Source organism: Microbacterium aoyamense, assembly GCF_023155855.1.
In the GTDB taxonomy this organism is placed as follows: domain Bacteria; phylum Actinomycetota; class Actinomycetes; order Actinomycetales; family Microbacteriaceae; genus Microbacterium; species Microbacterium aoyamense.
The window spans coordinates 98,580-124,877 of record NZ_JAKNUT010000007.1 but is presented as its reverse complement, the minus strand read 5'-3'; the positions used below and the strand labels follow the sequence as shown (position 1 = coordinate 124,877).

Here is a 26,298-nt window from a genome sequence, read left to right as displayed (position 1 = left end):
CCCCACCATCATGAAGCGCGTCTGGCCCCTGACCGTCCGTGGCACGGGCGCGCTCGTCCTCGCCTTGGCGTGCTTCATCATCGCGAACGAGGCGGGGATCATCGAGCTGCTGTACTTCGGCGTGCTTCTGATCGCGCTGCTCGCGGCATCCCTCGGCGCGCTCTATCTCGCGCGCCCGACGGACGCCGTCGTGCGGTCGCTGCATCCCGACATCTCGACCGTCGGCCGCGAGACGCTCGTCGACGTGCGGGTCGGGGTCCGTTCGGCGTTCCCGACCCCGTCGGGCACGTGGACGGACGGCATCCCGAAGGCGCTCCGCGGCAAGGCTCAAGGCACGTTCCCGGCCCTCGGCTCGGGGCTGCTCGGCGGCTCGCGCGCCGGTGCCCGCACGGTCGATCTGTCCTATTCGGTCGTCGGCGTGCGCCGTGGCGTGCACGCACTCGGACGGCTGTCGGTGCGCTTCGCCGATCCGTTCGGGCTGGTTCGGCGCAGCATCCTGCTCGGCGATCGCACTCCCGTCACGGTCGCGCCGGCGATCGTCGACCTCACGCCGCTCGTCGACTACGCGGGCGAGGCCGGCGGCACGCTTCACACCACGACGAACCAGCTCGGCCAGGGCGCCGACAACCTCGTCGCTCGGCCCTACGTGCCGGGCGATTCGATGCGTCGCATCCACTGGCGGGCGACCGCTCACCGCGACGAGCTCATGGTGCGCCAGGAGGAGCAGGAGTCCACTCCCGAAGCGAGCGTCGTGCTCGATCGTGGTGTGCTGCGCTGGTCGTCCGAGGCGCTGAGCTCGACCGGCGCGGACGCCGGCTTCGAGACGGCCGTGTCGATGTGCGTCTCGGCCGTCGCGCGGCTCGTACACGACGGCTACGCGGTCGAGGTCCTCGACAGCGACGGGACGCTGCTGGCCGACCGCATCGACGGCGGCGACATGGACGCGGTGGAGACCCTGCTGACCCAGTTCGCGACCCTGACCGCGCAGCGCGACGATCACCTCGGCAAGCTCTCGCGGCTGTTCGCCGGGGTCAACACGGGGCCGCTCGTGCTCATCGTCGGCCGCTTCGACTCCGCCGACGCCGATGCGATCGCGGCCGTCGCGCACCACAGCACGCTGCCGCTCCTGTTCTCGACGTCGCCGGTCGGCGACGCGCTCGATCACGCCGTCGACGCGGGCTGGCGCGCGCACGCGCTCGAGCCCGACGGCGACCTCGCGTTCGCCTGGAGCGCGGGCGTCGGGAGGGGGGTGCGCGATGTCGTCTGACCTTCGGACGCGGCCACAGGCCGACCCCCACCCCGCGCTGTCGTACGCGCAGCGTCCAGGACCCGTCGACGAGAACCCCGCCCGTCGGCGCGATCTCGCCGTCACGATCGGCCTCTTCGCCGCACTTGTCTCGGCGCTCCTGCCGGTGCTCCCCGTCGTCCAGCCGGGAGGATGGATGCTGGGCGCCGTCATCCTGGCCGGGCTCATCCTCGCTGCGGGCTACCTCGCCCGTCGTCGGCGCATCCCCGCGGTCGGGGTGAGCCTCATCGAGGCCGCCCTGTGGGTCATGTTCATGACCGGCGTGTTCCTGAACTCGACCGCGATCCTCTGGGTCATCCCCACGCTCGACACGTTCGCCGAGGTTTCCGCCCTCGTCGATCGTGCCGTCATCGAGATCGCGAACGGCTCGGCGCCGCTGGATGTGTCGCCGTCGCTCTCGATCCTCATCGTGGGCGCGATGGGTCTGCTCGCGATCATCGTCGACCACGTCGTGCTCACGGCGCGCATGCCGCTGCTCGCATCGGTCGGGATCATCGCCGTCTCGCTCATCCCGTCGATCGCCGTGCCCGGAGACCTCGACGTCATGGCGTTCGTGCTGCTCGCGGCATCCATCCTCTTCCTCATCCGCGCCGAGACGAGCTCGCGCGTCCCTCCGCTCGCCCGCGCCGTCGAGCGTTCGGCCGGCGTACCCGCGACGGCGATCGGCATCGGCGCGATCGCCGTCATCGTCGCGCTCGTCGCCACACCGTTGCTGCCCGCTCCGATCCCGCGCACGGGCGCGGGCGTCGGCAACGGACCAGGCATCGACGCGAGCCTGCAGCTCGGCGACGATCTGCGCAGGCCGATCGAGATCGAGGTCATGCGCGTGCGGACCTCGGGCTCCGAGGCGCCGTATCTGCGGGCGACGACGCTGTCGCGCTTCGACGGCGCGGTGTGGGAGCCCGACAACGTGCGGACCGAGCCCCTCGATCGCGACGGGGATCTGGGCGCGCTCGACATCGACGACGACGTGCGGCTCGTCGAGTCGACGACCGACGTCGAGGTCGTCAACCTCGCATCCATCTGGGCGCCGATCCCCTATCCCGCCCGCTCGGTCACGGGCCTCGAGGGCGGTTGGGTCAGGGTGCCGTACAACCGCACGGTCGTGTCGCAGGCCGGCACAGCGCAGGGGCAGCAGTACGAGGTCGTCGCCGACACGCCGCGGCCGACGCTCGAGCAGATCCGGGCCACGAGCGCCGACAGCGCCGAGCAGCGCGAAGAGCTCACGGCGCTTCCCGAGGATCTTCCACCGGTCATCGCGGAGACCGCGGCCACGGTGACCGCGGGGGCGGGCAACGATTACGACGCCCTCATCGCGCTCCAGCGCTGGTTCCGCGGCAGCGAGTTCCGCTATTCGCTGAGCGCGCCCGTCGAGGAGGGCTTCGACGGATCGGGCGCCGAGGCCGTCGCGTCGTTCCTCGAGGTGAAGGAGGGGTACTGCATCCACTTCGCCTCAGCCTTCGCGCTCATGGCGCGCACCCTCGACATGCCGACCCGGATCGTCGTCGGCTATCTCCCTGGCGTGCCGACGGCCGAGCGCATCGACGACGAGACCGTGTACAGCGTGCCGAGCTCCCTGCTGCACGCGTGGCCCGAGGTGCACTTCCAGGGCATCGGCTGGATCGGCTTCGAGCCGACCAACGGCCTCGGGAACCCGACGTCCTTCCTGCCCGCGTCGGTCGCTCCCGGCCAGGTCGGAGCCCCCGGAGAGACCGATCCGCAGCCGTCCGCCTCGCCCTCGACCGGTCCCTCCGGTGGTCCGCTCGACGCCGAGGATCCGCGCGCCGGAGAGACCGCCGGCGACGCCGTGCGGATGGTCAACCCCCTGCCTACCCTCGGCGCCGTGCTGGCGATCCTGCTCCTGCTCGCGGTGCCCGCGCTCGTGCGCGAGGTCCGCCGACGCCAGCTGGCCGCCGCTGCCGAGAACGGTGATTCCGCGGCCGCGTGGATGACGGTCCAGGATGCCGCGATCGACGTCGGCATCGCCGTGCCCGCGAGCGAGTCGCCCCGCGCGTTCGCCGCCCGCCTCGTGGCCGATCACGGCGCTCCGGCCCACGAGCTCGGCGTGCTCGCCCGCGCGATCGAGCGCGCGAGCTACGCATCGTCAGCGGTCGCCGGGTACTGGCACGGAAACGACGTCGCGGATGCCGCGGCCGCCGTGCGCGCGGCACTTCTGCGCACCGCGCCGCCGGCTCGCCGTGTGCTCGCGGTCGTCGCCCCGCGATCGCTCATCATCCGCCCCGGCAGTGCGTACGCGGCCGGTGCAGGAGCGCGCGTGCGCGCAAGGTAGGATGTTCCGTGGCCCTCCGGGGCCCTGGAGGATTCGCCTAGTGGCCTATGGCGCACGCTTGGAAAGCGTGTTGAGTGAAAGCTCTCAGGGGTTCGAATCCCCTATCCTCCGCCGCTCCGATCCCAGTGTTTATGCGGGATTTTCGACCCTTCGAACTTCCGTGGCACAGTTGGTGGCACAGTTAACGCTCACTAACAGCCCTTTTCCGGGTTGAAGGTTGAGGGTTTCCGACCTCTTGGTGCGCGCTCGGAGCGGCGCGTCATCGCCCCGTTTTGCCGCGCTCTCGAATTCTCAGACGTCGCGTCTGGAATCCGGCCGTCAGCCCCAGGACGAGGCACACCACGGCGATGGGCACCGCGATCGCCGTCCATGCAGCGCCCATCAGCAGGTTCGCGATCAGGACAGTGACCCCCAGACCATTGAATGTAAGTGCAAGGTAGGCGAATTGGAGAGATGTCCAGGGCTGACGGCCCCCAGGACTGCTTGACGACACGGTGTTCCATTCGACGAGACGGCTCCCTGACGATACCTCGCCGACACGGGTGCGTTCGCTGATTGATCAGTCGTGGCTGTATAGTCACCATGTGCTGACCATTGCATCTCGTCTCGACGTCATGAACCGCCTCGGCCGTGCCATGGCAGATCCCACCCGGTCGCGGGTCCTCCTGGCCCTGCTGGATGGGCCGGGCTACCCGGCTGAACTTGCGCACGACCTCGAGTTGACGCGGACGAACGTGTCGAATCATCTGGCGTGCCTTCGTGGCTGCGGGTTGATCGTCGCTGCTGTTGAGGGGCGACGCACTCGCTACGAGATTGCTGATCCACATCTGACGCAAGGCATGCGACAGCTCCTCGAGGCGGTCGTCGCGGTCGACGAAGGCGCTCCCTGCGTCGATGACGCGTGCGAGTGCTGCGCATGAGCGAGGAGTGCTGCGGTCCCGACGAGCCCCGCAAGACCCCTGCCGTCCGCCGGATCGAGTTCTCCCGCAACCAGCCAGCTGCCGACGCATGCTGCGCGCCGGAGCAGACCGCTACCTCGACAGGTCACATGGAGGGCGACGCGTGCTGCGGCCCCGACATCATCTCGACCGACGGGCCCGTCGAGGTTGAGATCCGTCCGGCGTGGTGGCGTGATCCCGCCCTGCTGCCGTCAGCGATCGCGGGCGTCCTCCTCCTCGCGGGTTACATCTTCGAGTGGACTGGTCTGCCGATCCCGGCCGTCGTCCTTCAAGGTCTGGCGTTGGTCGCCGGCGCCTACACCTTCGTTCCCGGCGCAATCCGACGCCTGATCCGGGGGCGTCTCGGCGTCGCCCTGCTGATGACGATCGCCGCGATCGGTGCGGTGCTCCTCGGACATGTCGGCGAGGCGGCGACGCTCGCGTTCTTGTTCTCGCTCGCAGAGGCACTCGAAGATCGAGCGATGGACCGCGCAAAGGAGGGTCTGCGCGCATTGCTGTCGCTGATCCCGGAGACGGTTCGCGTCTCCCGGCTATCCGGTGACGTCACCATCCCCGCAACCGACGTGCGCGAACTCGACATCCTTGTCGTCGGTGCGGGCGAACGCGTCGCCACCGACGGCGTCGTGGTCGAGGGCCGCTCCAGCCTGGACACCTCCGCGATCACGGGCGAATCGATCCCGATCGAGGCCGGTCCCGGCGATGCGGTCGCCGCCGGCTCGGTAAACGGCTCCGCGACGATACGGATCGAGGCCACCGCTGACGGCCGAGACAACTCCCTGACGCAGATCGTCGCCCTCGTGGAACAAGCGCACGCACGCAAGGGCGAGCGAGCGCGACTCGCCGACCGGATCGCTCGCCCTCTCGTCCCCATCGTTCTGATCGTCGCGGCCCTCGTCGCGCTCTTCGGATTCCTGATTGGCGACCCCTCAACGTGGATCGAGCGCGCCCTCGTCGTCCTCGTCGCGGCCTCCCCGTGCGCTTTGGCGATCGCGGTGCCGGTCACCGTGATCAGCGCGATCGGATCGGCATCGAAGTTCGGCATCGTGATCAAGTCCGGCGAGGCCTTCGAACAGTTCGGGACCATCCGAACGGTCGCGCTCGACAAGACCGGCACGCTCACCCGCAATGAGCCGGCGGTCGTCGACGTCATCACCGCCCCCGGCATCTCACGCGACGAGGTGCTGGCCTGGGCGGCCGCACTCGAAGCATCCAGCACCCACCCACTCGCCGCGGCGATCACCGCCGCCGCGCCCACCCGCACGATTGCGTCGGACGTGGTAGAGGAAGCGGGGCGCGGCATCACCGGTCGCGTCAAAGGGAGAGCTGTACGGGTCGGCAACGATCGGTGGCTCGACGCCGGCGCGCTCCGCGTCGCCGCTGATGCAATGGCGTCGAATGGCATGACGATCGTCGTCGCCGAGGCCGACGGTGTGATCGTCGGCGTCATCGGCGTCCGGGACGAGCTGCGACCGGAAGCGGCGGAGACCATCCGGATGCTCGTTGCGGAAGGCATCGATGCCGTCATGCTGACGGGAGACAACGCCCGCACCGCCCGCGCGATCGCCCAGGAAGCCGGGATCACCGACGTCCGGGCCGAACAGCTCCCCGCTGACAAAGCCACCGCCATCGACGAACTCGTCGCAATTCGACCAACCGCGATGGTCGGCGACGGCATCAATGACGCCCCTGCCCTGGCCACCGCGACGGTCGGCATCGCCATGGGCGTCAAGGGGGCTGCTGCCGCCGTCGAGTCAGCCGACATCGCCTTCACAGGACACGACCTGCGCCTGCTCCCCGCGGCCATCGCCCACGCGCGGCGTGCGCGTCGCATCATGACCGTCAACATCGGCCTCGCACTTGCGATCATCGTCGTGCTCTTCCCGCTCGCCCTGTTTGGCGTGCTGGGGCTCGCGGGCGTCGTTCTGGTGCACGAAGTCGCCGAGGTCATCGTCATCCTCAACGGCGTCCGCGCCGCGCGCCGCCCGGCGAGGCTCTCCAAGCTCGCGTCCGACGCGGCCGTCGCGCTCGAGTCGTCGCGCGTTTGATCGCGCTTCGACCCTTGGTATCCTTGGCCTGACATGCTCCCCTCAGCACGCACCCGACCGCTGAGAGTCCTGAGCGAGCGTCTGCTGATAACGAAGATCATTACCGGGCTGGGCCTCGCCCTACTGCTGATCGTCGCTGCGTGGTCCGCGTCACACTCCGAAGCAGACGGCACCCTCTCGTCGGCCGGAGCTTCAGTCGCTGTCTCGCAGATCGTCTCGGATGCTGTCGCGGGGGACGCCGCGGTTGTTCCGAACGCCGACCAGGACCTGGTGGCGGTGACCGAGTGGGCCGACGTCGGAACCGTCTTGGCGGGGACAGCGGGCTGCCTGCTCGGCATCTTCTGCACGATCCTGCTCATCGCCTTGATCCGCTACTTCGTGCTGCCCCGAACCGCGCCCCGTCTGGGCGGGATTGCGCGCACGCTCTCGATACTCATCTCCGCTGACCGTCCGGTGCTCCGACCGGTCACGCTCTCCGAGCTCTCCATTTCCCGCACCTGAGACAGGTAAGCCGTCCTCGACGACGGCCACGTTCCGGCGCATCGCGCCGGGAGTCCGACCTGTCCCCTGTGTTTGGAGTACCCGTTGAACCGATCCCTGAAGGTGACTGTCGTCACCGGCACCATCCTCGGCCTGCTGATGCTAGTCGGCCTGATCTTCTTCCTCGTCAACCAGAGCCTCACCTCACCCCCTCAGGCGGAGGGCGAGGAGCCGCAAGTCGTCCGCGCTAGCTCACACGTGCTCGATGAAGGAGGCGACGGCGCCGTCACGATCGTGGAGTTCTTGGACTTCGAATGCGAAGCGTGCGGCGCGTTCTACCCGCTGGTGGAGGACCTGCGCGAACAGTACGCGGGGAAGATCACCTACATCGTCCGCTACTTCCCCCTGCCTGGGCACACGAACTCCACCAACGCGGCGCTGGCGGTCGAGGCGGCAGCGCAGCAGGGCCGGTTCGAGGACATGTACCACCGTCTCTTCGAAACCCAGACGGAGTGGGGAGAGGCGCAGGAGTCCCGCGCGGATGTCTTCCGCGACTTCGCCGAAGAGCTCGGGCTCGACATGGACGCGTACGACACGGCCATCGCAGATCCGGTGACGCTCGCACGGGTCAAGCTCGACTTCGACGAGGGCAGCGCGCTCGGAGTTCGCAGCACACCCACCTTCTTCCTCGATGGCGAACAGCTCACGATCGAAGACTGGGACGACCTCCCCAACGCGATCGAGGATGCCGTCAACGGAGCCGGTCGATGACAGTAGGCCTGTCGCACCGACGCGCGATCATCGTCGGAGCGGGACAATCCGGACTCGCGGTCGCAGCCGCGCTGATCGCCGAGGGGCTGCGTCCACAGCAGGACTTCGTCGTGGTAGATGCCGCGGACACACAGCAACGGAGCTGGTCAACCCGCTGGCACTCGATGAGCTTGCTCAGCGACGCCCGGCACAGCGCGCTGCCAAACCATCCGCACTCGGGCGACCAGCGACGCGCAATTCGCGCCGACGAGATGGCGGACTACCTTGCAGACGTCGAATCCACGCTCGGCGTCGAAACCCAATGGGGAGTCAGCGCCCGAAACGTCGAGCGTCACGGGAGCGGCCCGACGCTGTTCCTTGCCACCAATCTTGGAGATGTACAGACCCGGAACATCGTGTGCGCGACCGGCGCCGCGGCTCGAGCGCACATGCCCGAATGGGCAATCAAACTGGTCGTGCCGGGATCTGCGATGCATTCGAGCCAGTATCAATATCCGCGCCAGATCGCCGAGGGCGACGTGCTCATCGTCGGTGGCGGCAACAGCGGCGTGCAACTCGCCCGCGAGCTGTCGGCATCCCACGCTGTCACCCTCTCGGTGCGAGGGCCGCGACGGCACCGTGCCGTCGAGCGACACAGCGCCTATACGGACAGCCGCGGCAGATGGTGGCGTCGTCCGCAGGCGGAGCCGATCTTCGGGGAGTCCCTCTCGCAGCTCCGCCGGGCGGGCGTGAACCTCGTACCCGATGTTGTGGACGCTCATGGAGCTGAGGTTGTGTACGCGGACGGATCGCGCTCAGCGCCGCACTCGATCATCTACGCGACGGGGTTCACGCCGGCGAACCGGTGGCTTCCGCCCCGAAGGGGTCAGCGGCCACTCCGTGCGACACTCACCGACCTTCCTGGTCTCTTCGTCGCCGGCGACCCCGCACACGGCAGCCCCGCCTCAGGGACCATCGCAGGCGTTGGGCGAGATGCCACCGCGATCGCGCACCACATCGTCAATCGCCCCTGAAAGGAGCAGAGCATGGGAGCAGATCACAGCCACGGCGCCGGCGCGACCGCGACACCGCGGAACCGTCTGATCATCGCGTTCTCGATCACCGCGTCAGTGTTCGTCATTGAGGTCTTCGGCGCGATCATCACAGGGAGCCTTGCTCTCTTGGTCGACGCGACCCACATGCTCACTGACGTCATCGGCCTCGCCCTCGCCGTGACGGCGGCACACCTGATGAACCGACCACCGTCCGATAGACACACGTGGGGGTTGCGACGAGCCGAGGTTCTAGGGGCGCTCGCGCAGGCGGCACTGCTGCTCGGCGTCGGGATCTTCGCGCTCGTCGAGGGCATCCGGCGGCTCTTTGAACCACCCGAGATCGCGTCTGGGAGTCTGCTGTTCTTCGGCATCGTCGGTCTCGTCGCCAACGTCATCTCACTCGTGGTGCTGATGGGGGGCCGCAAGCAGAACCTCAACATGCGGGCCGCGTTCCTCGAGGTCATGAACGACGCCCTCGGATCGGTCGCGGTAATCATCAGCGCGATCCTGATCGCGACGCTCGGCTGGTATCAGGCAGACGCGATCGCCGGCATCCTCATCGCCCTGCTCATCATTCCCCGCACCCTCATCCTGCTGCGAGCATCGGGGAGCGTTCTGCTGGAGAGCACTCCTCCCGGCCTGGACCTCGCAGAAGTGCGCCGCCACATCTTGGCGCTGCCGCACGTCATCGCGATCCACGATCTGCACGCGTCCCAAGTCTCCACCGATCTGCCCACCCTGAGCGCTCACGTCGTCGTCGACGACGGTCTCTCTGCCGACGACAGCGCGCGACTCCTGACATCACTCCAGGAGTGCGTCGCCGACCACTTCCCCGTCAGCGTCGAGCACTCCACATTCCAACTCGAACCACAGTCGCATCCCGGAGAACACACCACCCATGCCTAACCACGCACGCCGCACGCTGGCCATGCTCACCGCCGTTCTCCTCGGCGCGTCCTTTGCCCTCGCAACGGCCGCTCCCGCGGACGCGCACGACGAGCTCGTCTCGACATTCCCAACCGCCGACTCGACCGTCGACAGCTCACCGGCAGAGATCACACTCACCTTCAGCGCCGCGCTCAACTCCGACCCGGCCACGATGGTCATCGAGGTCATCGGGCCGGATGGTGCCAACTACACCACCGATCCGCCGTCGGTAGACGACGAGATCTTCGTCACGCAGCATCTCCTCGACGAGGCGCCCAACGGCCTGTTCACCGTGAGGTGGAAGGTCGTCTCCAGCGACGGTCACCCCATCAGCGGGGAGTACTCGTACACGGTCGCAGCAACGATCGCTCCTGCGCCCGCCCCGACCGAGGGCGTGGCGGAGACAGCGACGCCGGAGCCCTCAGTCGCGGTGAATAACGACACGGGCGCGGAAGGTCACGGCGAGAGCACAGGCGGTGGGGCTCTCCTGCCCGTCCTCGCGGTGGTGACCGGCGCACTCATCCTCGGGGGCGGCGCCATCATCGTGCTGATGGTCGGTCGAGAACGCCGCCGCCGCGACCGCGAAGGTGCGCAGACCGGTACCGACGATGAATAGCCGGAGACTGCGCCTGTTCGCCGTCGGGTGCATCGTGGCAGCCGTCGCCATCCTCATCGACCAGGCGACAAAGGCTGCGGCGCTCAGCGCACTCAGCGAGACCGACCGCATCCGCCTGGTCGGCGACCTCCTCGGCCTGCAGCTCGCGTTCAATCCGGGTGCGATCCTGTCTCTCGGTTCGGGAGTCACCTGGCTGCTCACGCTCCTTGGCGTCGGCGCTGTCGTCCTGATTCTGATCGCGACCACACGGGCCCGAACCGCGATCACAGCGGTCGCGCTCGGCCTCATCCTCGGTGGCGCCGTGGGCAACCTGATCGACCGACTCTTCGCCCCGCCGGCGTTTGGGCGCGGGCACGTGGTCGACTTCCTCGCCTACGGCGACCTCTTCATCGGCAACCTCGCCGACGTCGCGCTCGGTGCCGGAGTCATCCTCCTGCTGATTGACACATTCCGGCGACGTCGAACCGCCAGCCAGTCCGTGGACGACGCGAGGTCGGAAGCGCAGTCAACGATCGAGGTAGAAAAGTGAGCAAGCCGAAACGCGAACCCTCCCCGTACCAGCGCAACGCTCTTGCCCCGAGCCTCGTCGCCGCCGCCGTCCTGTTCCTCGCACCCGTCCTCCTCAACAACGGCTGGGCGGCCCTCGTCCTGTTCGTCGTCTCGATTCTGGCCGTGATCATCGGGTGGTTCGCCATCCAAGCCCGGCAGTGGTGGTGGTTGCCTGTCTTTCTCGCCATCGCGGTGATCTGGAACCCCGTCCTCCCGTTCCCCTTCGCGGGCATCGTGTGGACCATCGCGCAACCAGTTGCAGCCCTCGTCTTCCTCGCTGCTGGCGCACTGATCAAGATTCGACGCCCGTGAACGGCTCACGCATGCGCTCCGCGGCAGTATGTCTGGTCGCGCTCACCCTCGCTCTGGTCGGGTGCTCCCGCGATGACTCTCTGGCCGATCAATACCGAGCGGGGGACAACAAGGGCTACATCGCCGGAGACTTCCGTGTCGTCGAAATCCCCGTTGCGGAACGAACCGACCCCGTGGAGTTCGACGGCGTCATCGAAGACGGCACGCCCGTTTCCAGTGATGACTTTCGCGGCAACGTGTTGGTTGTGAACTTCTGGTACGCCGCATGCGGGCCGTGCATCGCCGAAGCGCCCCTCCTCGAGGAGGTGTGGCAGCAATACAAAGAGCAGGGGGTGCAGTTCCTGGGCGTGAACACATACGACTCGGCCGCGAGCGCGACTGCCTTTGCTGATGACAACAACGTGACCTACCCCAGTGTCATCGACGCCGGGGACGGCCAAGTGAAGTTCGCCTTCGCGCAGGTCACACCCATCCAGGCCACACCGACCACGCTCGTCCTCGACCGGGACGGGCGCGTCGCGGCGCGCATCATCGGACAGCTCGCCAGCGCCTCCATCCTGTCCACACTGGTCGACGACACTCTCGCCGAGGCCGGATCGTGAACCCCGGATCTGCCGTGATCGACGGCGCGCTGTGGGTCGCGATCCCGGTGGCGATCCTCGCGGGACTCATCTCATTCGTGTCACCCTGTGTGCTGCCGCTCGTTCCCGGGTACCTCGGTTATCTGGGCAGCGCCACTCCCCGGAGCACGGCGCCGACAGGAAGCGTGCCCGATTCCAACGCGGACCGGCGGCGACTCCTGCTGGGCGTCTCACTCTTCATCGCAGGTTTCACCGTCGTTTTCGTCGCGGTCACCGTCCTGGGTGGCACATTCGGTCTCTTGCTGCTGCAGTACGCGAACGTCCTGACCCGCGTGTTCGGGGTCGTGATCATCGCGCTCGGCCTGGTCTTCCTCGGCTTCTTCGGGATCGCCCAGCGAACCTTCCGACCCACAACCCAGAGCCGAGCGGGACTCATCAGCGCGCCACTGCTCGGATTCGCCCTCGGGGTCGGTTGGACGCCTTGCATCGGCCCGACTCTCGCCGCGATCATCTCGATGTCCTGGAATCTTGGCGACCCTGCCAGAGCTGGTCTCCTCGGACTGGCATACTCGCTTGGCCTTGGCATCCCGTTCCTGATCCTTGCCGCGGGATGGGGCTGGGCTACTCGGTCCGTCGACGTCCTGCGCCGTCACATTCGCGCGCTGAACATCGTGGGCGGCGCGCTCCTGATCCTTCTCGGCCTACTGATGGTGACCGGACTGTGGACGGCCATCATGTCGCAGATGCAACAACTCATGCTCAGCGTGCCACTCCCGCTATGAAAGACGACTGATGGCTGACCACATCGCCTCTCCGGAAGGCGCCCTCTCCACCGGGGCGACAACAAGGCGTTCGCGGCGCCACCGGACGCCGCCGCACACATCGACGACAGTGGCAACCGTCCGGGCAGCACAGGGAGATGCGTCTCGACGTTCGCGTCCGGAGCGCAGCCGCCAGGCTCGAACGCTCGTCGTTTTCGCGATGGTATGCGGCCTGATAGCGACCGTCGCCTTGCCCGCGTACGGAGCGTGGCGCACACCCGAGTCGCCGACGAACACCCTGCATCAGGTCGCGTCTGATGACGCACAATCTCTCGTCATCGCCTCCGACGTATCCGCCTCACCGTTTTCCCGCGAAGGCTACGCGGCAACTACGCAGGAGGAGATCGACCAGAAGAAGGCCGCCGAAGCGGCGGCGGCGCGCGCCCGAGCATCGGCGCGCAGCGCGGCTGTGCCGTTCGACTACAGCATGGTTACCCCTGGCAGTGGGCTGGTGCGCTGGCCAGTCGGCGGGCCTTTTACCGTCGGTGACGGCTTCGGGGCGCGAGGCGGCGCCCACATGGGCACGGACATGCTCGCTGCCGGTGGCACACCCGTGTATGCGTCCGTTGACGGGGTCGTGAGAATCTCTCAAGACAGTTACGGCGCCTACGGTGTGACCGTCGTGCTCGAGTCCGTCCTCAACGGTCAACGGCTGAGCACGGTCTATCCACACTTGCAGACGGGAAGTCGACAGGTCACGAGCGGACAGACCGTCACCGCGGGTCAGCTCGTCGGCCTTGTGGGAAGTACTGGCCGATCTACCGCCAGCCACCTCCACTTTGAGGTCTACGTCGACGGTCGAGCGTTGGACTCTCTCGCCTGGCTCCAAACGAACGCCGGCTGACCTCGCCGCGAAAAAGGAGCGTGATGACGACGCAGCAGGAGCTCGCCGAACGATACGGCCGCCGTCCCCGTCCGCACCGTCGGCGAGCGTTTTGGATCGCCGTCGCCCTGGTCGCTGTGACGTCCATCGCGGGGCTCGCCGGGCTGACGATCTCGAACTCGATGGACGAAGTCGGCTTCGACGAAACCGGGTTTGACTTGATCGACGAACGCACGGTGACAGTGTCATTCCAACTCACGCCACCGACCGGCGCGAGTGCCGCGTGTGCACTGCAGGCCCTTGATGAAGATTTCGGCGTCGTGGGCTGGCTCGTGGTCGAGTATCCCGCGTCTGAGGCAGTCACACGAACTCTCACCGAGACCATCCCGACCGTTGCCGAGGCGACCACGGGCACGGTCCACTCCTGTTGGGCCACCTAGTGGCAGGCGAGTCTGCGTCGACCGGCACCGCTCCGACCGCCGGAGTGTAGCGATCGGTCCGCACTCCGTTCCGGGCTTTCGCGGCATAGCCTCGCCGCTCCGCGTCGAGGTATTCCACGGTCCCGGCACTGCACGCTCCCCGACCGCTGGGGAGGCTGATGTCGGCGACGCCGCGGAGTGAGCGTCAGATGGCCAACGGAATCGAGCGCTCGTCCGGCACCGGAGCTAGGAGCTGCCCCACCAGATCCGCCGCGCCCCGCTGCAGCGTCCGCACCGCGTGCGAGTACGTGTTGAGCGTCGTCTGGATGTCGGCGTGACCCAGCCGCTCGGAAACGATCTTCGGGTGCACGCCGGCGCGCAGAAGCAGGGTCGCGTGCGTGTGCCGCAGCTCGTGCAGGTGAAGCTCGTCGAGATCGGGATGCGCGGCGACGGCCTTGAGCACTCGCTCGCGCCACTGGCGGGAGAACTGTGTCGGGTTGTGCGGTTGCCCGAACCGGTTGCAGAAGATCAGATGCTCGCCGCGAGCCATGTCGGGTGACACTGCGCGCAGCATGTCGCGCTTGGATCGGAACGCACCTGCGAGACGAAGATCGATATCGACGTTGCGTACCCGGCCGCTCTTTGTCGCCTTGAAGTCGATGATCGGCTTCTTGCCGGCCTCCTTGACGTACGACATCGCGCGGGCGATCGTGATGACGTTGTTGTCGAGGTCGAGATCCTTCCAGCGCAGGCCAAGGATCTCGCCGCGACGCATGCCCGTGCCCAGCAGTGTGAGCCAGGCGAGCCAGAGGTAGTCCCCCATCGACTCCGACCACTCCAGGAACAGGCGCGCGTCCTCCGCGGACCAGGTCGCCATCTCGGGCGGAGCAGCCTCGAGCTTTGTGGGAGGAGACGCCCGTTTCGCCGGATTGAATCGGATAAGGCCGTCCTCGAGCGCGTGCTGGAGCACCTGCGAGATCAGCACGTGGATGTGCCGCACCGTCGCCGCACCCAACGGGTCGCCGATGTGCCCGCGGTCCTTCCGGCCGTTGCGCTCGGGCTGCCGGTAGAAGCGGTTCAGCTGGTCCTTGGAGATGTCGGAGATCGGCGAACGGCCTACAGACGACGGCAGCACATGGACGCGGTAGTGCTTGCGATAGCCGGCGAGCGTCGTCGCACGTACTCGGAGCGAGTCGAAGTACTTGTCGGCGTAGCTGTTGAGGGTCTGCCGCGTCTCCTCGATGTGGTCGCCGCGGCGGATGTCGACCTGCACCTCGACGAGCGCGTCGAGCGCCTGCTTCTCCGTCGTGTACCCGCGCTTGAATCGTCGCGCAGTGTCGCCGTCCGCCCGCGTCACCCAGTAGGCGATCCGATAGAGAGTCTCGCCCTCTTTGGTCTTGTACGACGAGACGGTTCCGTCGAGGTTCGGCCTGCGCAGCATCCTGTTCTCCTCCTCAGCCGATCGAGGGCCCGCCGGACGTCGCCGGCCCGACGAACGGACCCGGCGCGTGCGCGCGCCTTGGATCGTCCGCCGCTCGGGGTTCCGGCAGTTCCACACCGCCAGCGAGGCCTTCCTGGCGAGCTCGGTTCATCAGACGTGTCGCGGTGCTCTGACTGACGCTCAGGCCGTCCGACACGGCTCGTAGTGGCGGAAGGTTGATGGCCGCCGCGAGCTGGTACAGCCGAGTGGCATCCATCAGGCTCTGCCACGTATTTCGGTTCGTCCGGTCGCGCATGCGCTGGATGTACTGGCTGCCCGTCGCGAGTGGCTGATCTGGCTCAGAGACCGTGGAAACCTTGAGCCCACCCACCTGCAGCGCCCACTGAACCCGCACCTCCCGCAGCGTCAAGCTCGTCACTTCCTCGCCAGCCCCGACGCGAAGGGCTCGAACTTCCGTCGCGACCACGCGCCTGAGCTCGGCGTCATACTCGGCTCGCACCGCGACGACTCCTGGCACCTCCGGCTCATCTTTCAGCTCGACGACCCACGTACGCGGAACGCTCACCCCATCTCCGACGAACACCCGCTCGTCACTCACGTCGCTCGTCTGGATGCTCACGGTGCTCCAGCGTCACTCATGCGCGAATCTGCGCGGCCCGGCATTGCCATGACGCAATCTTGACACATCTGGCTCACGGAGTGCTACGGTGTGCACATGCGCTGACAAAGGTGGCTCACGAAGGAGAAGATGATGAACCGCTCGCAGACCTCACTCGCACTGACGTACAAGGATGCCGCGGTTCTCGTCGGCGTCGAGTACCGCACGATCAAGCTGGGCGTGGAGCGCGGCACGATCCCCACGGTGCAGCTCGGGCCCCGACGGATGATTCCCCGCGCGGCATTGCTGCGCGTCTTCGGCGTCGAGTCCTGACCTCACTTCGCGGAGCCCGTCGTGGTCGACGCACGCCTCCCCGCCGAGTGGCTGGGGAGCATCCGCATCGACAACCTGAGTGACCGTGCCTTCCGCGTCCTCGCCGGCGCCCTCATGTGGTGCAACGGGCAGGGCACGGACGGCTCCATCCCCGCGCGATACACGAAGTATCTTCATCCTGACGGCGACGATCCGGCCGCGTTAGCGGAGATCGAGCGTGCGGGAATCTGGACTCGGACCGAGGACGGCTACGTCATGGACGGCTGGTCGACGGGCCTTCGTCAGTCCACCGCGGCCCAGGTTGCGGAATACCGCGAGGGGTCTCGCCAACGCCAGAAGCGCTATCGCGATCGACAGCGAGAGGCTGCCGCCTCGCATGTGGATCCGTCGAACGCCACGGGCGACGTTACGCGTAACGCGACGCGTGAGGTTACGGCGAACGTAGGCTCAGGCTCCCTTAGTGAGACGAGAAAGAAGAGCGCCTACGCTTCGCGCAACATCACGCGTAACGCGGACTCCCCCTTTTGCCGGGAGCACCCCGAGGGCACCACGGAGCCCTGCGGAGCCTGCGCACGCGCCAGAGTGGCGCACGCGGCGCGCCAGAGCACCATTCCCGGTCTCGGCTGGGACTGCACGATCGACGGCCACAAGCTCGTCGTCGATGGCACGTGCGCCGTCTGCGACTACCGCCCGGAGCAGTCGGTCGCCTGAGAGGAACGCGGGCGCGACAGCTACACCGCCGGCACCTTCAGCTCATCGACGAGTGCGCGAATCTGCGCCGCGATCGCGTCGCGCATCGAGCGCACACCGACCAGATCCCACTGTTCTGGGTTCGGGAACTCCCACTCGATCCGTCGGCCGACGACGGGTCCAGGCAGCTGAAGTCCCGGCTTCATCGTCACCACCACATCAGCCGCCGACAGGTCTCCGACGGTCACCTGTCGAGGCTTCGCAGCCGTCGTGTCGGCGCCGGCTTCCTCCAGGGCCTGCGCGACGATCGGGTTGATCTCGTCGGCGGGGTTGAGGCCGGCGCTCGTGCTCAGGAACGCCCTAGGGGCGACCAGATCGAGTAGATGCGCGCCCATCTGCGAGCGGCCCGCGTTGTGCTGGCAGATGAAGAGAACGGTGGGTGGCGTGGTCATGCGGTCCCTCCAGTGGTGTGGTGCGTGCGGGTCCAGGTCTGTGCTGCCGTCTGAACGGCGTCCCATGGCGACCCGAGCGGTGGGGTGTACGAGAGATCCAGGTCGCTGATCTGCTCGACGGTGAGGCCGGCGAAGAGGGCGGCTGCGTAGGTGTCGACGCGCTTCGCGGTCTCCGTGCCAAGTCGTCCGACGAGCTGCGCGCCGAGCAGCAGGCCGTTCTGACGGTCGCCGGTGATGCGAATGCTGATGGATTGGGCTCCCGGGTAGTACCGCTTGTGGTCGTCGGCGACGGTCTGCGTCGTCAAGGGGTCGTGGCCGGCTGCCCGCGCTTCGTGCTCGCGCAGTCCCGTGCGAGCGGCGACGACGTCGAAGACCTTCACGACCTGCGTGCCGACAGAGCCTGCGAAGCGCGCTGCTCCTCCGAGGGCGTTCTCCCCCGCGATCCGGCCCTGCTTGTGCGCGGTCGTCCCGAGCGGCAGATACGTCACCCCGAGGAGGCGATGGTGAGTGACGATGCCGTCGCCTGCTGCGAAGACATGCGGGATGCCGGTACGCATCTGCTCGTCGACGACGACCGCGCGACCCACTCCGAGCTGCGCGCCGGCGGTCTCGAGCAGGGAAGTGTTGGGACGCACGCCGACGACGGCGAGGACCAGATCGGCGGTGTGAGCGACCGGCTCGCCGTGGTGCTCCGCGTGGACCACGAGGCCGTTGCTCGACTTCTCGACGCCCTTCACGACCGTGTGCGTGCGCACGTCGACGCCGTGCTCGACGAGTTCGTCGTGCACGATCGAGGCGAGGTCGGGGTCGAGCGTGGAGAGCACTTCGGGTCCGCGCTGAAGCTGGGTCACGTTCATCCCGCGGGCGCGGAAGCCCTCGGCCATCTCGAGGCCGACGTAGCCGGCGCCGATGATGATCGCTGTCCGGGGGTCGCGATTGGCGAGGTGGGCGTCGAGTGCGAAGGTGTCTCCCATCGAGTGGATCACGTGCACGCCATCGTCGGGTCCAAGTTCTCCGAGGCCGGCGATGCCGGCGCATGAGGGGAGCGCTCCGGTGCCGACGACCAGCTCGTCGTAGATGATCTCGGATTCGCCGTGCTCGTCGCGGACCGCAAGACGCCGTGCCTGCGGGTTGATGCGGGTCGCGAGGGTGTTGAGCTGCAGCCGCATCCCCGTCGCTTCGAGGTCGGCGTGGGTGCGGTGGGCGAGAGATTGCCACGGCTGGACATCCCCGGAGAAGTAGTACGGGATGCCGCAGATGGAGTAGTTCGGGTAGGCGTCGGCGACGACGACGGTCACGTCGACGGTCGGGTCGAGTTCACGGGCGCGCAGCGCGGCGGAGATGCCCGCGTCGCTGCCGCCGATGGCGACGATGTGCATGGTGGGAGTTCCTGACTCGGGTCGGTGGCAGACGGGTATGTCAGCGCTGAGGATGGAGCGGGCGGTTCAGTGCAGGGTCGCGAGCTCTTCCTGCGCGAGCTCGACTTGGTCGTTCGTGAGCGGAACGAACAGCGCGCGGGCGGCGATGTCGAGCGCGTTGTCGACGTAGAAGTCGACGAAGGCGCGGACGTCGGGCCGGTCGGCGTAGGCCGAGTTCTTGACGTAGATGAAGACCGGACGGCTGAGGGGCGAGTAGCTGCCGTCCTGCACGGTGTCAGAAGTGGGAGCGACCCCGTCGATGGATGCCGCGACGATCGCGCCTTCGTTCTCTTCGACGTAGCTCAAGCCGAGGAATCCGGTCGCGCCGAGGTTCTTGCTCACTCCTTCGACGGTGCTGTTGTCGTCTTCGGAAGCGCTGTAGTCGCCTCGGATCGCATCTTCCTCACCCGTGATGGCGGCCGTGAAGAAGTCGAGAGTGCCCGAGTCGACGCCCGGCCCGAAGAGGGTGAGCGGCTCGTCAGGGAACGAAGGATCGATCTGGCTCCACGTGGTTACTTTGCCCTCCGACTCCGGTGACCAGACGGTCGCGAGCTGTTCGACGGTGAGATCGGTCGCCCAGTCGTTTGCCGGGTTGAGGATCACCGTGATGCCGTCGTTGGCGACGACGATTTCGGTGTAGTCGACGCCGCCCTCGTCGCAGGCGGCGATCTCGTCGTCGGTGATGGCGCGGGAGGCGTTGGCGATGTCGGTGGTGCCGTCGCAGAACGCGCGGAAGCCAGCGGTCGTGCCGGTCACGGACACCTTGATCTCGACGTCCGGCTGGGTGGCTGCGAACAGGTCTCGCGCAGCATCCGTGAGCGGCGCGACCGTGGACGACCCGTCCGTGAGGATCGTGCCCTCCAGCGCGCCCTCCTCAACTGCGTTGCCTGAGACGCAGCCGGTCAGGGCGAATGCTGCCGAGAGGACGAGCGCACTCCCGCCCACGAGCGTCCGACGGCGGTGGTGCGACGACCGGGCGCGGACGCCGGCCGTACGGGTGTTCACGCCGCGTCTCTCGTGGGCAGCAACTCGGACAGAAGGATCTCGACGCGGGAGCGGATCTCGTTGCGGATCGGGCGCACCGCCTCTATCCCCTGACCTGCGGGGTCGTCGAGCTCCCAGTCCTCGTAGCGCTTTCCGGGGAAGATCGGGCACGCGTCGCCGCATCCCATCGTGATCACGACATCGGACTCGCGAACCGCGTCGACGGTGAGGATCTTCGGAGTGTTGTCCGCGATGTCGATGCCCTCTTCGGCCATCGCCTCGATCGCGACGGGGTTGATCGTGTCCTTGGGTGCCGAGCCGGCAGAGAGGACCTCGACTGCATCGCCGCCGAGCGCGCGAAGGTAGCCCGCCGCCATCTGCGAGCGACCGGCGTTGTGGACGCAGACGAATAGCACTGTGGGCTTTGAGCTCATGACGGACTCGCTTTCTCTCACGAGAAAGCATAGACCACCATCTATCTATCTGCCAGCGACGACAGGCTCGGAAAGGAGTTCGGCAAGAAGTTCGCGCACGCGGGCTTCAATGTCTTCGCGGATCGCACGCACCTGCTCGAGCGGTTTGCCGACGGGGTCCTCGAGGTCCCAATCGAGATACCGGCGGCCGGGGTAGACGGGACACGCGTCGCCACAGCCCATTGTGACGACGACGTCGGCGGCGCGGACGGCCTCATCGGTGAGGGGTTTGGGGAACTCTCCGGCGAGCGGTATCCCGATCTCTTCGAGCGCCGTGGCGATGGACTGCCGCACATCCCCCGCGGGTGCGGAGCCCGCGGTGCGAACGATGAGCCGGTCGCCGGCGAGTTGCCGCAGAATCCCCGCGGCGAGCTGTGACCTGCCGGCGTTCTGCACGCAGACGAAGAGCACGCTCGGGGTGCCGTGCGGTGATCCTTCCGCACGCGCGAGCGCTTCCAGCCGGGTTGACGCGAAGGTGGCGACGCGGCTGCCGAGGGTGGACGAGGTGCCCGCACGTGCGAGAAGCGTGTAGCTGTCGTCGACGGTCGCGCGGACGGTCTCGGGACCGAAGACGCCCCGGAACCGCAGGGCGAGATCGTCGGAGATGCGTTGCAGATCCGGCGGTGGGGCCGAGCCGGGACTGCCACCGAGGAGCGCGTCCACGCGCTCGGCATGCTCCGGCGCGATCGAGTACCAGACGCGCCGACCGTCTGGCTCGCGGACGACGATGCCCTCGTCGTGCAACGCCTTCATGTGGTGGCTCACGGTGGGCTGGCGCAGTTCGAGAACGGTGGCGAGGTTGCCGACCAGCGCACGGCCGTCGTCGGACTCGCGGATGAGGCGCAGGATGCGCGCGCGCGTGGGATCGCCGAGGGTGGTGAGCCCGACGTCAGCGGCGCGATTCATAGACCTCAGTCTATCGGCGAAGAGCGACACCCCGGCGATCAGCGACCTCGAGCGTACGCTGCCCGGCGTCAGTGACTTCGAATCCGCCATCTCGGCCGGCGATCCATTCGAGGTTCTCCAACTGCCAGAGGAGCTGGTCGACCGCGCGCGTGTTCCAGTCCGCGCCACGGCTGATTCCACGGAACGCGTGTGACCAGGCGGACAGAATCTCGTCTCGGCTGGCGCAGTGCGATTCCCGCACAAGCTCGAGCATCGCGACGCGACTTGCCGAGAGGTGCCGACGGATGACGGCGTCGTCCATCTCAGTCAGCTCCAGTGATGGCGCTGCGTCGTTCGATCAGCAGGGTGTCCCGCCAGGCGCCTGCGTGAGGCCCCACACCCGCACGGGCGATGCGTTCGCGACGTCCCACAACTCGGAATCCGGCGGCCTCGTGAAGCCGGGCACTGGCGGCGTTCTCGGGGAAGATGCTGGACTGGATGGTCCAGACACCGGCGGCCTCGCACGCGGTCACGAACGCGGCGAGGAGGAGCTTTCCAACGCCTCGCCCGCGGCCGGACCGCGAGATGTAGACGGAGTGCTCCACGACACCGACGTAAACGGGTCGTGAAGAGACGGCCGATGCCGCGATCCACCCGATGATGAGCCCGTGTTCGTCGACGGCGACCAGCCGCCCGATATCGAGCTTGCCAGCATCGAACACGCCCCAGTCGGGCGTGTGGGTCTCGAAGGTCGCTTCGCCGTCGGCGATGCCCTCCGCGTAGATCCGCTCGACGTCGGGCCAGTCCGACGCCTGCATGGAACGCACCGTCGTCACGAGCAGCATCCGCCTCCGCTACCGCTGTCGGTGGAGCACACACCCGTCGCGGGAAGCACGAGGTCCACCTTCGACGCGGAGGTCATGTCGCCTGCGAGCCACGCGGTCACGGAGCGAACCTGCTCGTATCCGGTCGCGAGCAGGAACGTGGGCGCACGACCGTACGACTTCATGCCGACGATGAAGAAGCCCGGCTCGGGGTGGGTGAGTTCGCGGAACCCGTGAGGTTCGACCGTGCCGCACGAGTGCAGGTTCGGGTCGATGAGCGGGGCGAGCCGCTTGGGGGCCTCGACGATCTCGTCGAGCTCGAGCCGGATCTCGCGAAGCATGTCGAGGTTCGGACGGAACCCGGTCGCGTTGACAACGACGTCGGTGCGATGGGTGACGACCTCGCCGCGCTGGTGTCCGACGAGTTCGACACCGTCGGACGTGCGGCGGCCGCGGATGATCTCGAATCCGTCGGTGAGCGCGATGGCACCGGATGCGACGGCCTGATCGACGCGGCTGCCGAGGCGCGCACGATCGGCGAGCTCGTCGTCGGCCGAGGACGACACCCGCACCGCCTGTGCGTTCCGGATGAGCCAGGTGACGCTAGTGCCAGGCTCCTCGCGCACCAACTGCACCAGCGCAAGCAGGGTGTTCGCGGCGGAGTGTCCGGCGCCGACGACTGTCACCCGACGGCCGGCGAACAGGTCGCGGTCGCGACCGAGGACGTCCGGCAATGCGGGAGTGACCCGGTCGGCGATCTCTGTCATTCCCAGCAGCTCGAGCCCGCTCGAGGACAGGGAGTTCGGTGAAAGGTACGTGCCCGATGCATCGATCACGGCGCGTGCCGCGACATCTTCAACGGATCCGTCGGCCAACCGCACGCGGACGCTGAACGGCGTCGCCGCACGCCCGGTGGTGCGGGTGCGGTCCATGCCCTCGCGGGTGACGCCCTCGACCCGAACGCCGACGCGGGTGCGCGTGGCGATCGCATCGACGGCGGCGAGGGGTGCGACGTACTTGTCGACGAGTTCGGCTCCCGTCGGTGCACGCTCCGCATCGGGCAGCTCCCAGCCCTGCGCGTCCAGCAGCCGACGGGAGGCGGGGTCGACGAGGTGCTTCCAGGGCGAGAAGAGTCGCGTGTGCCCCCACGACCGAACGCTTGCTGCGACTTCTCCTCCGGACTCGAAGACGAGGAAGTCGATGCTCCGCTCCGCGAGGTTCGCCGCCGCCGCCAGTCCGATCGGTCCGGCGCCGATGATCACGACCGGCAGGGTCGCGGTTCGCTCGCTTGTGGTGACGCGGGGCGTCAGGTCGAGAAGGGTCACAGCAGCCTCCGACAGATATCGATGAACGTCGATGTCCGATTCTTATCGATGTATCGACATCTGTCAATATCGACTACTGTCGATGCATGGCCACGATGCTTGAGGTGACGGACGTCACCGCTGAGACCTGCTGCACACCACTCGTGCGCGAACCGCTCACGGCTGCGGAGGCGGACCAGCTGGCGACCACGATGAAGGCGTTGGCCGATCCGACACGTCTGCGGCTTCTGTCTATCGTCGCGGCCTCCTTGGACGCCGAGGCCTGCGTGTGCGACCTCATCGAGCCGGTCGGGCTGAGCCAGCCGACCGTCTCCCACCATCTCAAGGTCCTCACCACCGCGGGCTTCCTCACCCGCAGCAAGCGCGGCACCTGGGCGTACTTCAAGCTCGTCCCTGGCGCGCTTGATCGCGTCTCTCAACTCCTCGTCGCTTCGTGAACCGCACCGTTCGCGCTGGCGCGGGCGAGTTGCTCGGCAGCGCCGGCTTGACCGTGGTCGTCGTGGGGTCCGGCATCGCCGCCCAGCGCCTGTCCCCGACCGACGTCGGACTCCAGCTCTTCGAGAACGCCTTCGCCACCGCGTTAGGCCTGACGGTCTTGATCCTCGTCTTCGCTACGGTCTCCGGTGCCCATTTCAACCCGGTCGTAACCGTCGTCGACATCCTTCTGCATCGACGCCCGTGGTCGGTCGCCGCCACATACCTGCCCCTGCAGATCGTCGGTTGCATCGTCGGCGCGATCCTGGCGAACCTCATGTTCGCCCAACCTGCCGTCAGCTGGAGCACGACCGACCGCGGTGGATGGAACCTGCTTCTCGCCGAAGTCATCGCGACCGCGGGACTGATCGTCGTGATCTTCGCGCTCGTCCGCACCGGCCGCTCGCACCTCACCGCGCTCGCCGTCGGCGCGTACATCGGCGCGGCGTACTTCTTCACCTCTTCGTCCAGCTTCGCCAATCCCGCCATCACCATCGGTCGAATGTTCAGCGACAGCTTCGCCGGCATCGCGCCGGCTTCCGCGCTGCCCTTCATCGGCGCGCAGTTTGTTGGGGCGGCGATCGGGTGGCTTGTCGTTCGGGTTCTCTTCCCGGTCGCCTCCTCTGAACCTGTCACACTGCACGACTGATTACGGGTCGAAGGATCGACTGCACCGCTCACCAGAACGACGAAGATCCAAGAGCGAGTCCGACGATCGTCCTCAAACCGAACCCGTACGAACGAGCCGAACGAGGGGAACAGGTGATGCACGCAGGCACTAAAAGTGTGCACGCTCAGATCCCTTGTGTGAACTGGTATCGCGTGTCAACCTGGTTGCATGACTCGAGGACGCCACCAACAGCGGAAATCCGTGACTTTGCGATCCTCGACCTCCCTTTCCGTTCCGCCTCCGAGGACTGCGGACGTCGGCAACGACGGTGTCAACGAGACAGCGTCAGCGTCGCCCGCTGCGCGCATGGATGGAAGCTCGTTTCGACGATCCGCGCCCAGTGACTCGCCGGACCCAGCGCGCCCTGCATCGGTACGTGCGCCGCGCGCCGCTCGGTCCACACCGGCGGCACCTTGGGAGAAGAAGAGCGCACGGCTCGCAGGGCTGAGCCGCCTTGGCGAGATCTCGAAATCTCTGGCGAAACTGCACCGCGAGGAAGTCGCGTTGCTGAAGGAACGCGACGCTCTGATCACGCAGCTCAGAAGCGAAGATGTCTCGTGGGCGTTGCTCGCCACGCGCACGGGCATCAGCCGACAGGCGCTCAGCAAGCGCGCTGGCTGAGCACCTCCCGGCCGAGCCAGTCAAAGTCCTTCAAGCAGCTCCTGCATGGTGGCGATCTCCGCCGTCTGTGTGTCGATGATGGTCTGCGCCATCGCGATCGCGTCCGGGTTATGCCCGTTGTCGACTTCGTCCTGCGCCATATCGATGGCGCCTTCGTGGTGCATCGTCATCTGCTCGAGGAACAGTCGTGACGCCTCCGCGCCGGTAGCGGAATCCAGCGCCGTCATGTCGTTTTCGCTCATCATGCCGCTGGCATGACCCATGTCGCCCATGGCGCCCGTGTCGCCGTCGGCACCCCACGCATCCAGCCACTCCTGCAGCTGGTCGATCTCGGGCTGCTGGGCGGCTTTGATGTCCTCCGCCAGCGTGATCACGTCCTCGTCGATGCCGTCTTTGGCGAGGATCATGTCGGACATCTCGACGGCCTGCTCGTGGTGCGGAATCATCATCTGCGCGAACATCACATCCGCATCGTTGAAGTCCGTGTTCGGCGCGGAGGCGGCCGAACTGGCGCCGTGATCCATGCCCGGCATCGAGTCCGAGCCGGAGCCGGTGGCGCCGGCGCAACCGGTCAGCGTGAGCGCGGCGAGAAGGGTGAGTGCGGCGGTTGCCGCGGTAGGGATCTTCATCAGGGTTCTCCAATACAGAAATACGTGAAAGCAACGCCGGTTGGGGTGACGGGCGTGCGGATGCGGGAGCCGGGCACAAAGGTTCGGCACGAACGCGTCACGTACGGCTGATGCAGAGAACGGTGAGCAAAGGAGGATGCAGCCTCGCGCGGGGTCGCGCGGGCACGACCGAGGGCCTCGGCCGGGTAAGAATCGACGACCGCCTCATGCCGGCGCCGGGCCGGACCAGCAGCAGCACGGTCGCCAGCAGCGCCAGCACGCACGCCATAGCGAGCATGTTGGAGTGCCCGCTGCCGCAGTCCGCGCACGGTTCATCGGCTGCGACGGTGTCGGCACGGTGATCACCGGCACCTGTCGAAGCAGAAGCGGCGACGGTGGTCCGGTGTCCGACCTCGGTCGCGGTGTGGGCGTCGAGGGTGTGGGCGTCAAGGGAGTGCATGGCCAGCAGGCCCACGATGACCGCGCCGGTACCCACGATGAGCAGCAGCATCGTGCGGGCCATCGATCGGCCGGTGCGGACCCGGTCCGTCAGTGCGATCAGCGACATT

General features: G+C 67.4%; 30 protein-coding genes and 1 tRNA gene. 20 read left to right on the top strand and 11 right to left on the bottom strand.

Going from position 1 to position 26,298, the window contains the following annotated elements; genetic code table 11:
- The first annotated feature begins 10 nt into the window (after positions 1 to 10).
- From MA876_RS16755 to MA876_RS16680, 16 genes are all read left to right on the top strand, one after another.
- Positions 11 to 1,267 (top strand): DUF58 domain-containing protein, encoded by a 1,257-nt coding sequence (locus tag MA876_RS16755; RefSeq protein WP_248152224.1) that lies wholly within the window; start codon positions 11 to 13, stop codon positions 1,265 to 1,267.
- Positions 1,257 to 3,596 (top strand): transglutaminase TgpA family protein, encoded by a 2,340-nt coding sequence (locus tag MA876_RS16750; RefSeq protein ID WP_248152221.1) that lies wholly within the window; start codon positions 1,257 to 1,259, stop codon positions 3,594 to 3,596. Before MA876_RS16755 ends, MA876_RS16750 begins: the two co-directional genes overlap by 11 nt.
- 26 nt (positions 3,597 to 3,622) lie before the next feature.
- A tRNA-Ser gene (locus tag MA876_RS16745) sits at positions 3,623 to 3,707 on the top strand.
- Between the two features lie 473 nt (positions 3,708 to 4,180).
- Positions 4,181 to 4,516: a Cd(II)/Pb(II)-sensing metalloregulatory transcriptional regulator CmtR gene (gene cmtR / locus MA876_RS16740; RefSeq protein WP_308221672.1), complete on the top strand. Its 336-nt coding sequence runs from the start codon at positions 4,181 to 4,183 to the stop codon at positions 4,514 to 4,516.
- A 128-nt stretch (positions 4,517 to 4,644) separates the two neighbouring features.
- Positions 4,645 to 6,600 (top strand): heavy metal translocating P-type ATPase, encoded by a 1,956-nt coding sequence (locus tag MA876_RS16735; RefSeq protein ID WP_372491543.1) that lies wholly within the window; start codon positions 4,645 to 4,647, stop codon positions 6,598 to 6,600.
- A gap of 33 nt (positions 6,601 to 6,633) precedes the next feature.
- Complete coding sequence (locus MA876_RS16730; RefSeq protein ID WP_248152219.1) at positions 6,634 to 7,101, top strand: hypothetical protein; 468 nt, start codon at positions 6,634 to 6,636, stop codon at positions 7,099 to 7,101.
- A gap of 84 nt (positions 7,102 to 7,185) precedes the next feature.
- Positions 7,186 to 7,851: a DsbA family protein gene (locus tag MA876_RS16725; protein ID WP_248152215.1), complete on the top strand. Its 666-nt coding sequence runs from the start codon at positions 7,186 to 7,188 to the stop codon at positions 7,849 to 7,851.
- The gene (locus tag MA876_RS16720; RefSeq protein WP_248152213.1) at positions 7,848 to 8,864 is read left to right on the top strand and encodes an NAD(P)-binding domain-containing protein; all 1,017 of its coding nucleotides are present in this window, start codon (positions 7,848 to 7,850) and stop codon (positions 8,862 to 8,864) included. Before MA876_RS16725 ends, MA876_RS16720 begins: the two co-directional genes overlap by 4 nt.
- A 12-nt stretch (positions 8,865 to 8,876) precedes the next feature.
- Positions 8,877 to 9,791: a cation diffusion facilitator family transporter gene (locus MA876_RS16715; protein ID WP_248152210.1), complete on the top strand. Its 915-nt coding sequence runs from the start codon at positions 8,877 to 8,879 to the stop codon at positions 9,789 to 9,791.
- Positions 9,784 to 10,428: a copper resistance CopC family protein gene (locus MA876_RS16710; protein WP_248152207.1), complete on the top strand. Its 645-nt coding sequence runs from the start codon at positions 9,784 to 9,786 to the stop codon at positions 10,426 to 10,428. Before MA876_RS16715 ends, MA876_RS16710 begins: the two co-directional genes overlap by 8 nt.
- Positions 10,429 to 10,462: 34 nt before the next feature.
- Positions 10,463 to 10,957 (top strand): signal peptidase II, encoded by a 495-nt coding sequence (gene lspA, locus MA876_RS16705; RefSeq protein WP_248152206.1) that lies wholly within the window; start codon positions 10,463 to 10,465, stop codon positions 10,955 to 10,957.
- Positions 10,954 to 11,289, top strand: a complete 336-nt coding sequence (locus MA876_RS16700) for a DUF6804 family protein (protein WP_248152205.1) — start codon at positions 10,954 to 10,956, stop codon at positions 11,287 to 11,289. The genes lspA and MA876_RS16700 overlap by 4 nt, the downstream gene beginning before the upstream one ends.
- Before the next feature lie 11 nt (positions 11,290 to 11,300).
- Complete coding sequence (locus MA876_RS16695; RefSeq protein ID WP_248152534.1) at positions 11,301 to 11,891, top strand: TlpA family protein disulfide reductase; 591 nt, start codon at positions 11,301 to 11,303, stop codon at positions 11,889 to 11,891.
- Positions 11,888 to 12,652, top strand: a complete 765-nt coding sequence (locus MA876_RS16690) for a cytochrome c biogenesis CcdA family protein (protein WP_248152203.1) — start codon at positions 11,888 to 11,890, stop codon at positions 12,650 to 12,652. The genes MA876_RS16695 and MA876_RS16690 overlap by 4 nt, the downstream gene beginning before the upstream one ends.
- A gap of 10 nt (positions 12,653 to 12,662) precedes the next feature.
- Complete coding sequence (locus MA876_RS16685; protein ID WP_248152202.1) at positions 12,663 to 13,535, top strand: M23 family metallopeptidase; 873 nt, start codon at positions 12,663 to 12,665, stop codon at positions 13,533 to 13,535.
- A 23-nt stretch (positions 13,536 to 13,558) separates the two neighbouring features.
- On the top strand, positions 13,559 to 13,954 hold the full coding sequence (locus tag MA876_RS16680) for a DUF4307 domain-containing protein (protein ID WP_248152201.1): 396 nt from the start codon (positions 13,559 to 13,561) through the stop codon (positions 13,952 to 13,954).
- Positions 13,955 to 14,138: 184 nt separating this feature from the next.
- Here the strand turns inward: MA876_RS16680 and MA876_RS16675 are convergent, their stop codons facing one another.
- Positions 14,139 to 15,374 carry a site-specific integrase gene (locus MA876_RS16675; protein WP_248152198.1) on the bottom strand — a complete coding sequence of 412 codons (1,236 nt, stop codon included), beginning with the start codon at positions 15,372 to 15,374 and terminating at the stop codon, positions 14,139 to 14,141.
- Between the two features lie 13 nt (positions 15,375 to 15,387).
- On the bottom strand, positions 15,388 to 15,993 hold the full coding sequence (locus MA876_RS16670) for a hypothetical protein (protein ID WP_248152195.1): 606 nt from the start codon (positions 15,991 to 15,993) through the stop codon (positions 15,388 to 15,390).
- Positions 15,994 to 16,125: 132 nt separating this feature from the next.
- Between MA876_RS16670 and MA876_RS16665 the strand changes: the two genes are divergently transcribed.
- Both MA876_RS16665 and MA876_RS16660 read left to right on the top strand, forming a co-directional pair.
- Complete coding sequence (locus MA876_RS16665; RefSeq protein ID WP_248152185.1) at positions 16,126 to 16,305, top strand: excisionase family DNA-binding protein; 180 nt, start codon at positions 16,126 to 16,128, stop codon at positions 16,303 to 16,305.
- A 21-nt stretch (positions 16,306 to 16,326) separates the two neighbouring features.
- On the top strand, positions 16,327 to 17,016 hold the full coding sequence (locus MA876_RS16660; protein ID WP_248152182.1) for a hypothetical protein: 690 nt from the start codon (positions 16,327 to 16,329) through the stop codon (positions 17,014 to 17,016).
- Positions 17,017 to 17,036: 20 nt separating this feature from the next.
- On the opposite strand, the gene MA876_RS16655 is transcribed toward MA876_RS16660, so the two are convergent.
- The 7 genes from MA876_RS16655 to MA876_RS16625 all read right to left on the bottom strand — a co-directional run bounded on the left by MA876_RS16655 (position 17,037) and on the right by MA876_RS16625 (position 23,356).
- Positions 17,037 to 17,447: an arsenate-mycothiol transferase ArsC gene (locus MA876_RS16655; RefSeq protein WP_248152180.1), complete on the bottom strand. Its 411-nt coding sequence runs from the start codon at positions 17,445 to 17,447 to the stop codon at positions 17,037 to 17,039.
- Positions 17,444 to 18,826: an FAD-dependent oxidoreductase gene (locus tag MA876_RS16650; protein WP_248152175.1), complete on the bottom strand. Its 1,383-nt coding sequence runs from the start codon at positions 18,824 to 18,826 to the stop codon at positions 17,444 to 17,446. The genes MA876_RS16655 and MA876_RS16650 overlap by 4 nt, the downstream gene beginning before the upstream one ends.
- A gap of 66 nt (positions 18,827 to 18,892) precedes the next feature.
- Positions 18,893 to 19,870, bottom strand: coding sequence for a PstS family phosphate ABC transporter substrate-binding protein (locus MA876_RS16645; protein WP_248152173.1), 978 nt, complete (start codon positions 19,868 to 19,870; stop codon positions 18,893 to 18,895).
- Positions 19,867 to 20,283 (bottom strand): arsenate reductase ArsC, encoded by a 417-nt coding sequence (locus MA876_RS16640; RefSeq protein WP_248152172.1) that lies wholly within the window; start codon positions 20,281 to 20,283, stop codon positions 19,867 to 19,869. Before MA876_RS16640 ends, MA876_RS16645 begins: the two co-directional genes overlap by 4 nt.
- 45 nt (positions 20,284 to 20,328) lie before the next feature.
- A complete protein-coding gene (locus MA876_RS16635) occupies positions 20,329 to 21,228 on the bottom strand; it encodes a metalloregulator ArsR/SmtB family transcription factor (RefSeq protein WP_248152169.1) in 900 nt (299 codons plus the stop codon).
- Between the two features lie 302 nt (positions 21,229 to 21,530).
- Positions 21,531 to 22,052: a GNAT family N-acetyltransferase gene (locus MA876_RS16630; protein ID WP_248152162.1), complete on the bottom strand. Its 522-nt coding sequence runs from the start codon at positions 22,050 to 22,052 to the stop codon at positions 21,531 to 21,533.
- On the bottom strand, positions 22,040 to 23,356 hold the full coding sequence (locus MA876_RS16625; RefSeq protein WP_248152160.1) for an NAD(P)-binding domain-containing protein: 1,317 nt from the start codon (positions 23,354 to 23,356) through the stop codon (positions 22,040 to 22,042). Before MA876_RS16625 ends, MA876_RS16630 begins: the two co-directional genes overlap by 13 nt.
- A gap of 86 nt (positions 23,357 to 23,442) precedes the next feature.
- Between MA876_RS16625 and MA876_RS16620 the strand changes: the two genes are divergently transcribed.
- On the top strand, positions 23,443 to 23,793 hold the full coding sequence (locus tag MA876_RS16620) for an ArsR/SmtB family transcription factor (RefSeq protein WP_248152158.1): 351 nt from the start codon (positions 23,443 to 23,445) through the stop codon (positions 23,791 to 23,793).
- Positions 23,790 to 24,479 (top strand): aquaporin, encoded by a 690-nt coding sequence (locus tag MA876_RS16615; RefSeq protein WP_248152151.1) that lies wholly within the window; start codon positions 23,790 to 23,792, stop codon positions 24,477 to 24,479. The genes MA876_RS16620 and MA876_RS16615 overlap by 4 nt, the downstream gene beginning before the upstream one ends.
- Positions 24,480 to 25,141: 662 nt before the next feature.
- Here MA876_RS16615 and MA876_RS16610 read toward each other — a convergent pair.
- Entirely contained in the window at positions 25,142 to 25,750 is a 609-nt protein-coding gene (locus MA876_RS16610; RefSeq protein WP_248152149.1) for a DUF305 domain-containing protein, read from the bottom strand.
- A 97-nt stretch (positions 25,751 to 25,847) separates the two neighbouring features.
- Entirely contained in the window at positions 25,848 to 26,297 is a 450-nt protein-coding gene (locus tag MA876_RS16605) for a DUF6153 family protein (RefSeq protein WP_248152147.1), read from the bottom strand.
- Position 26,298: the final 1 nt, after the last annotated feature.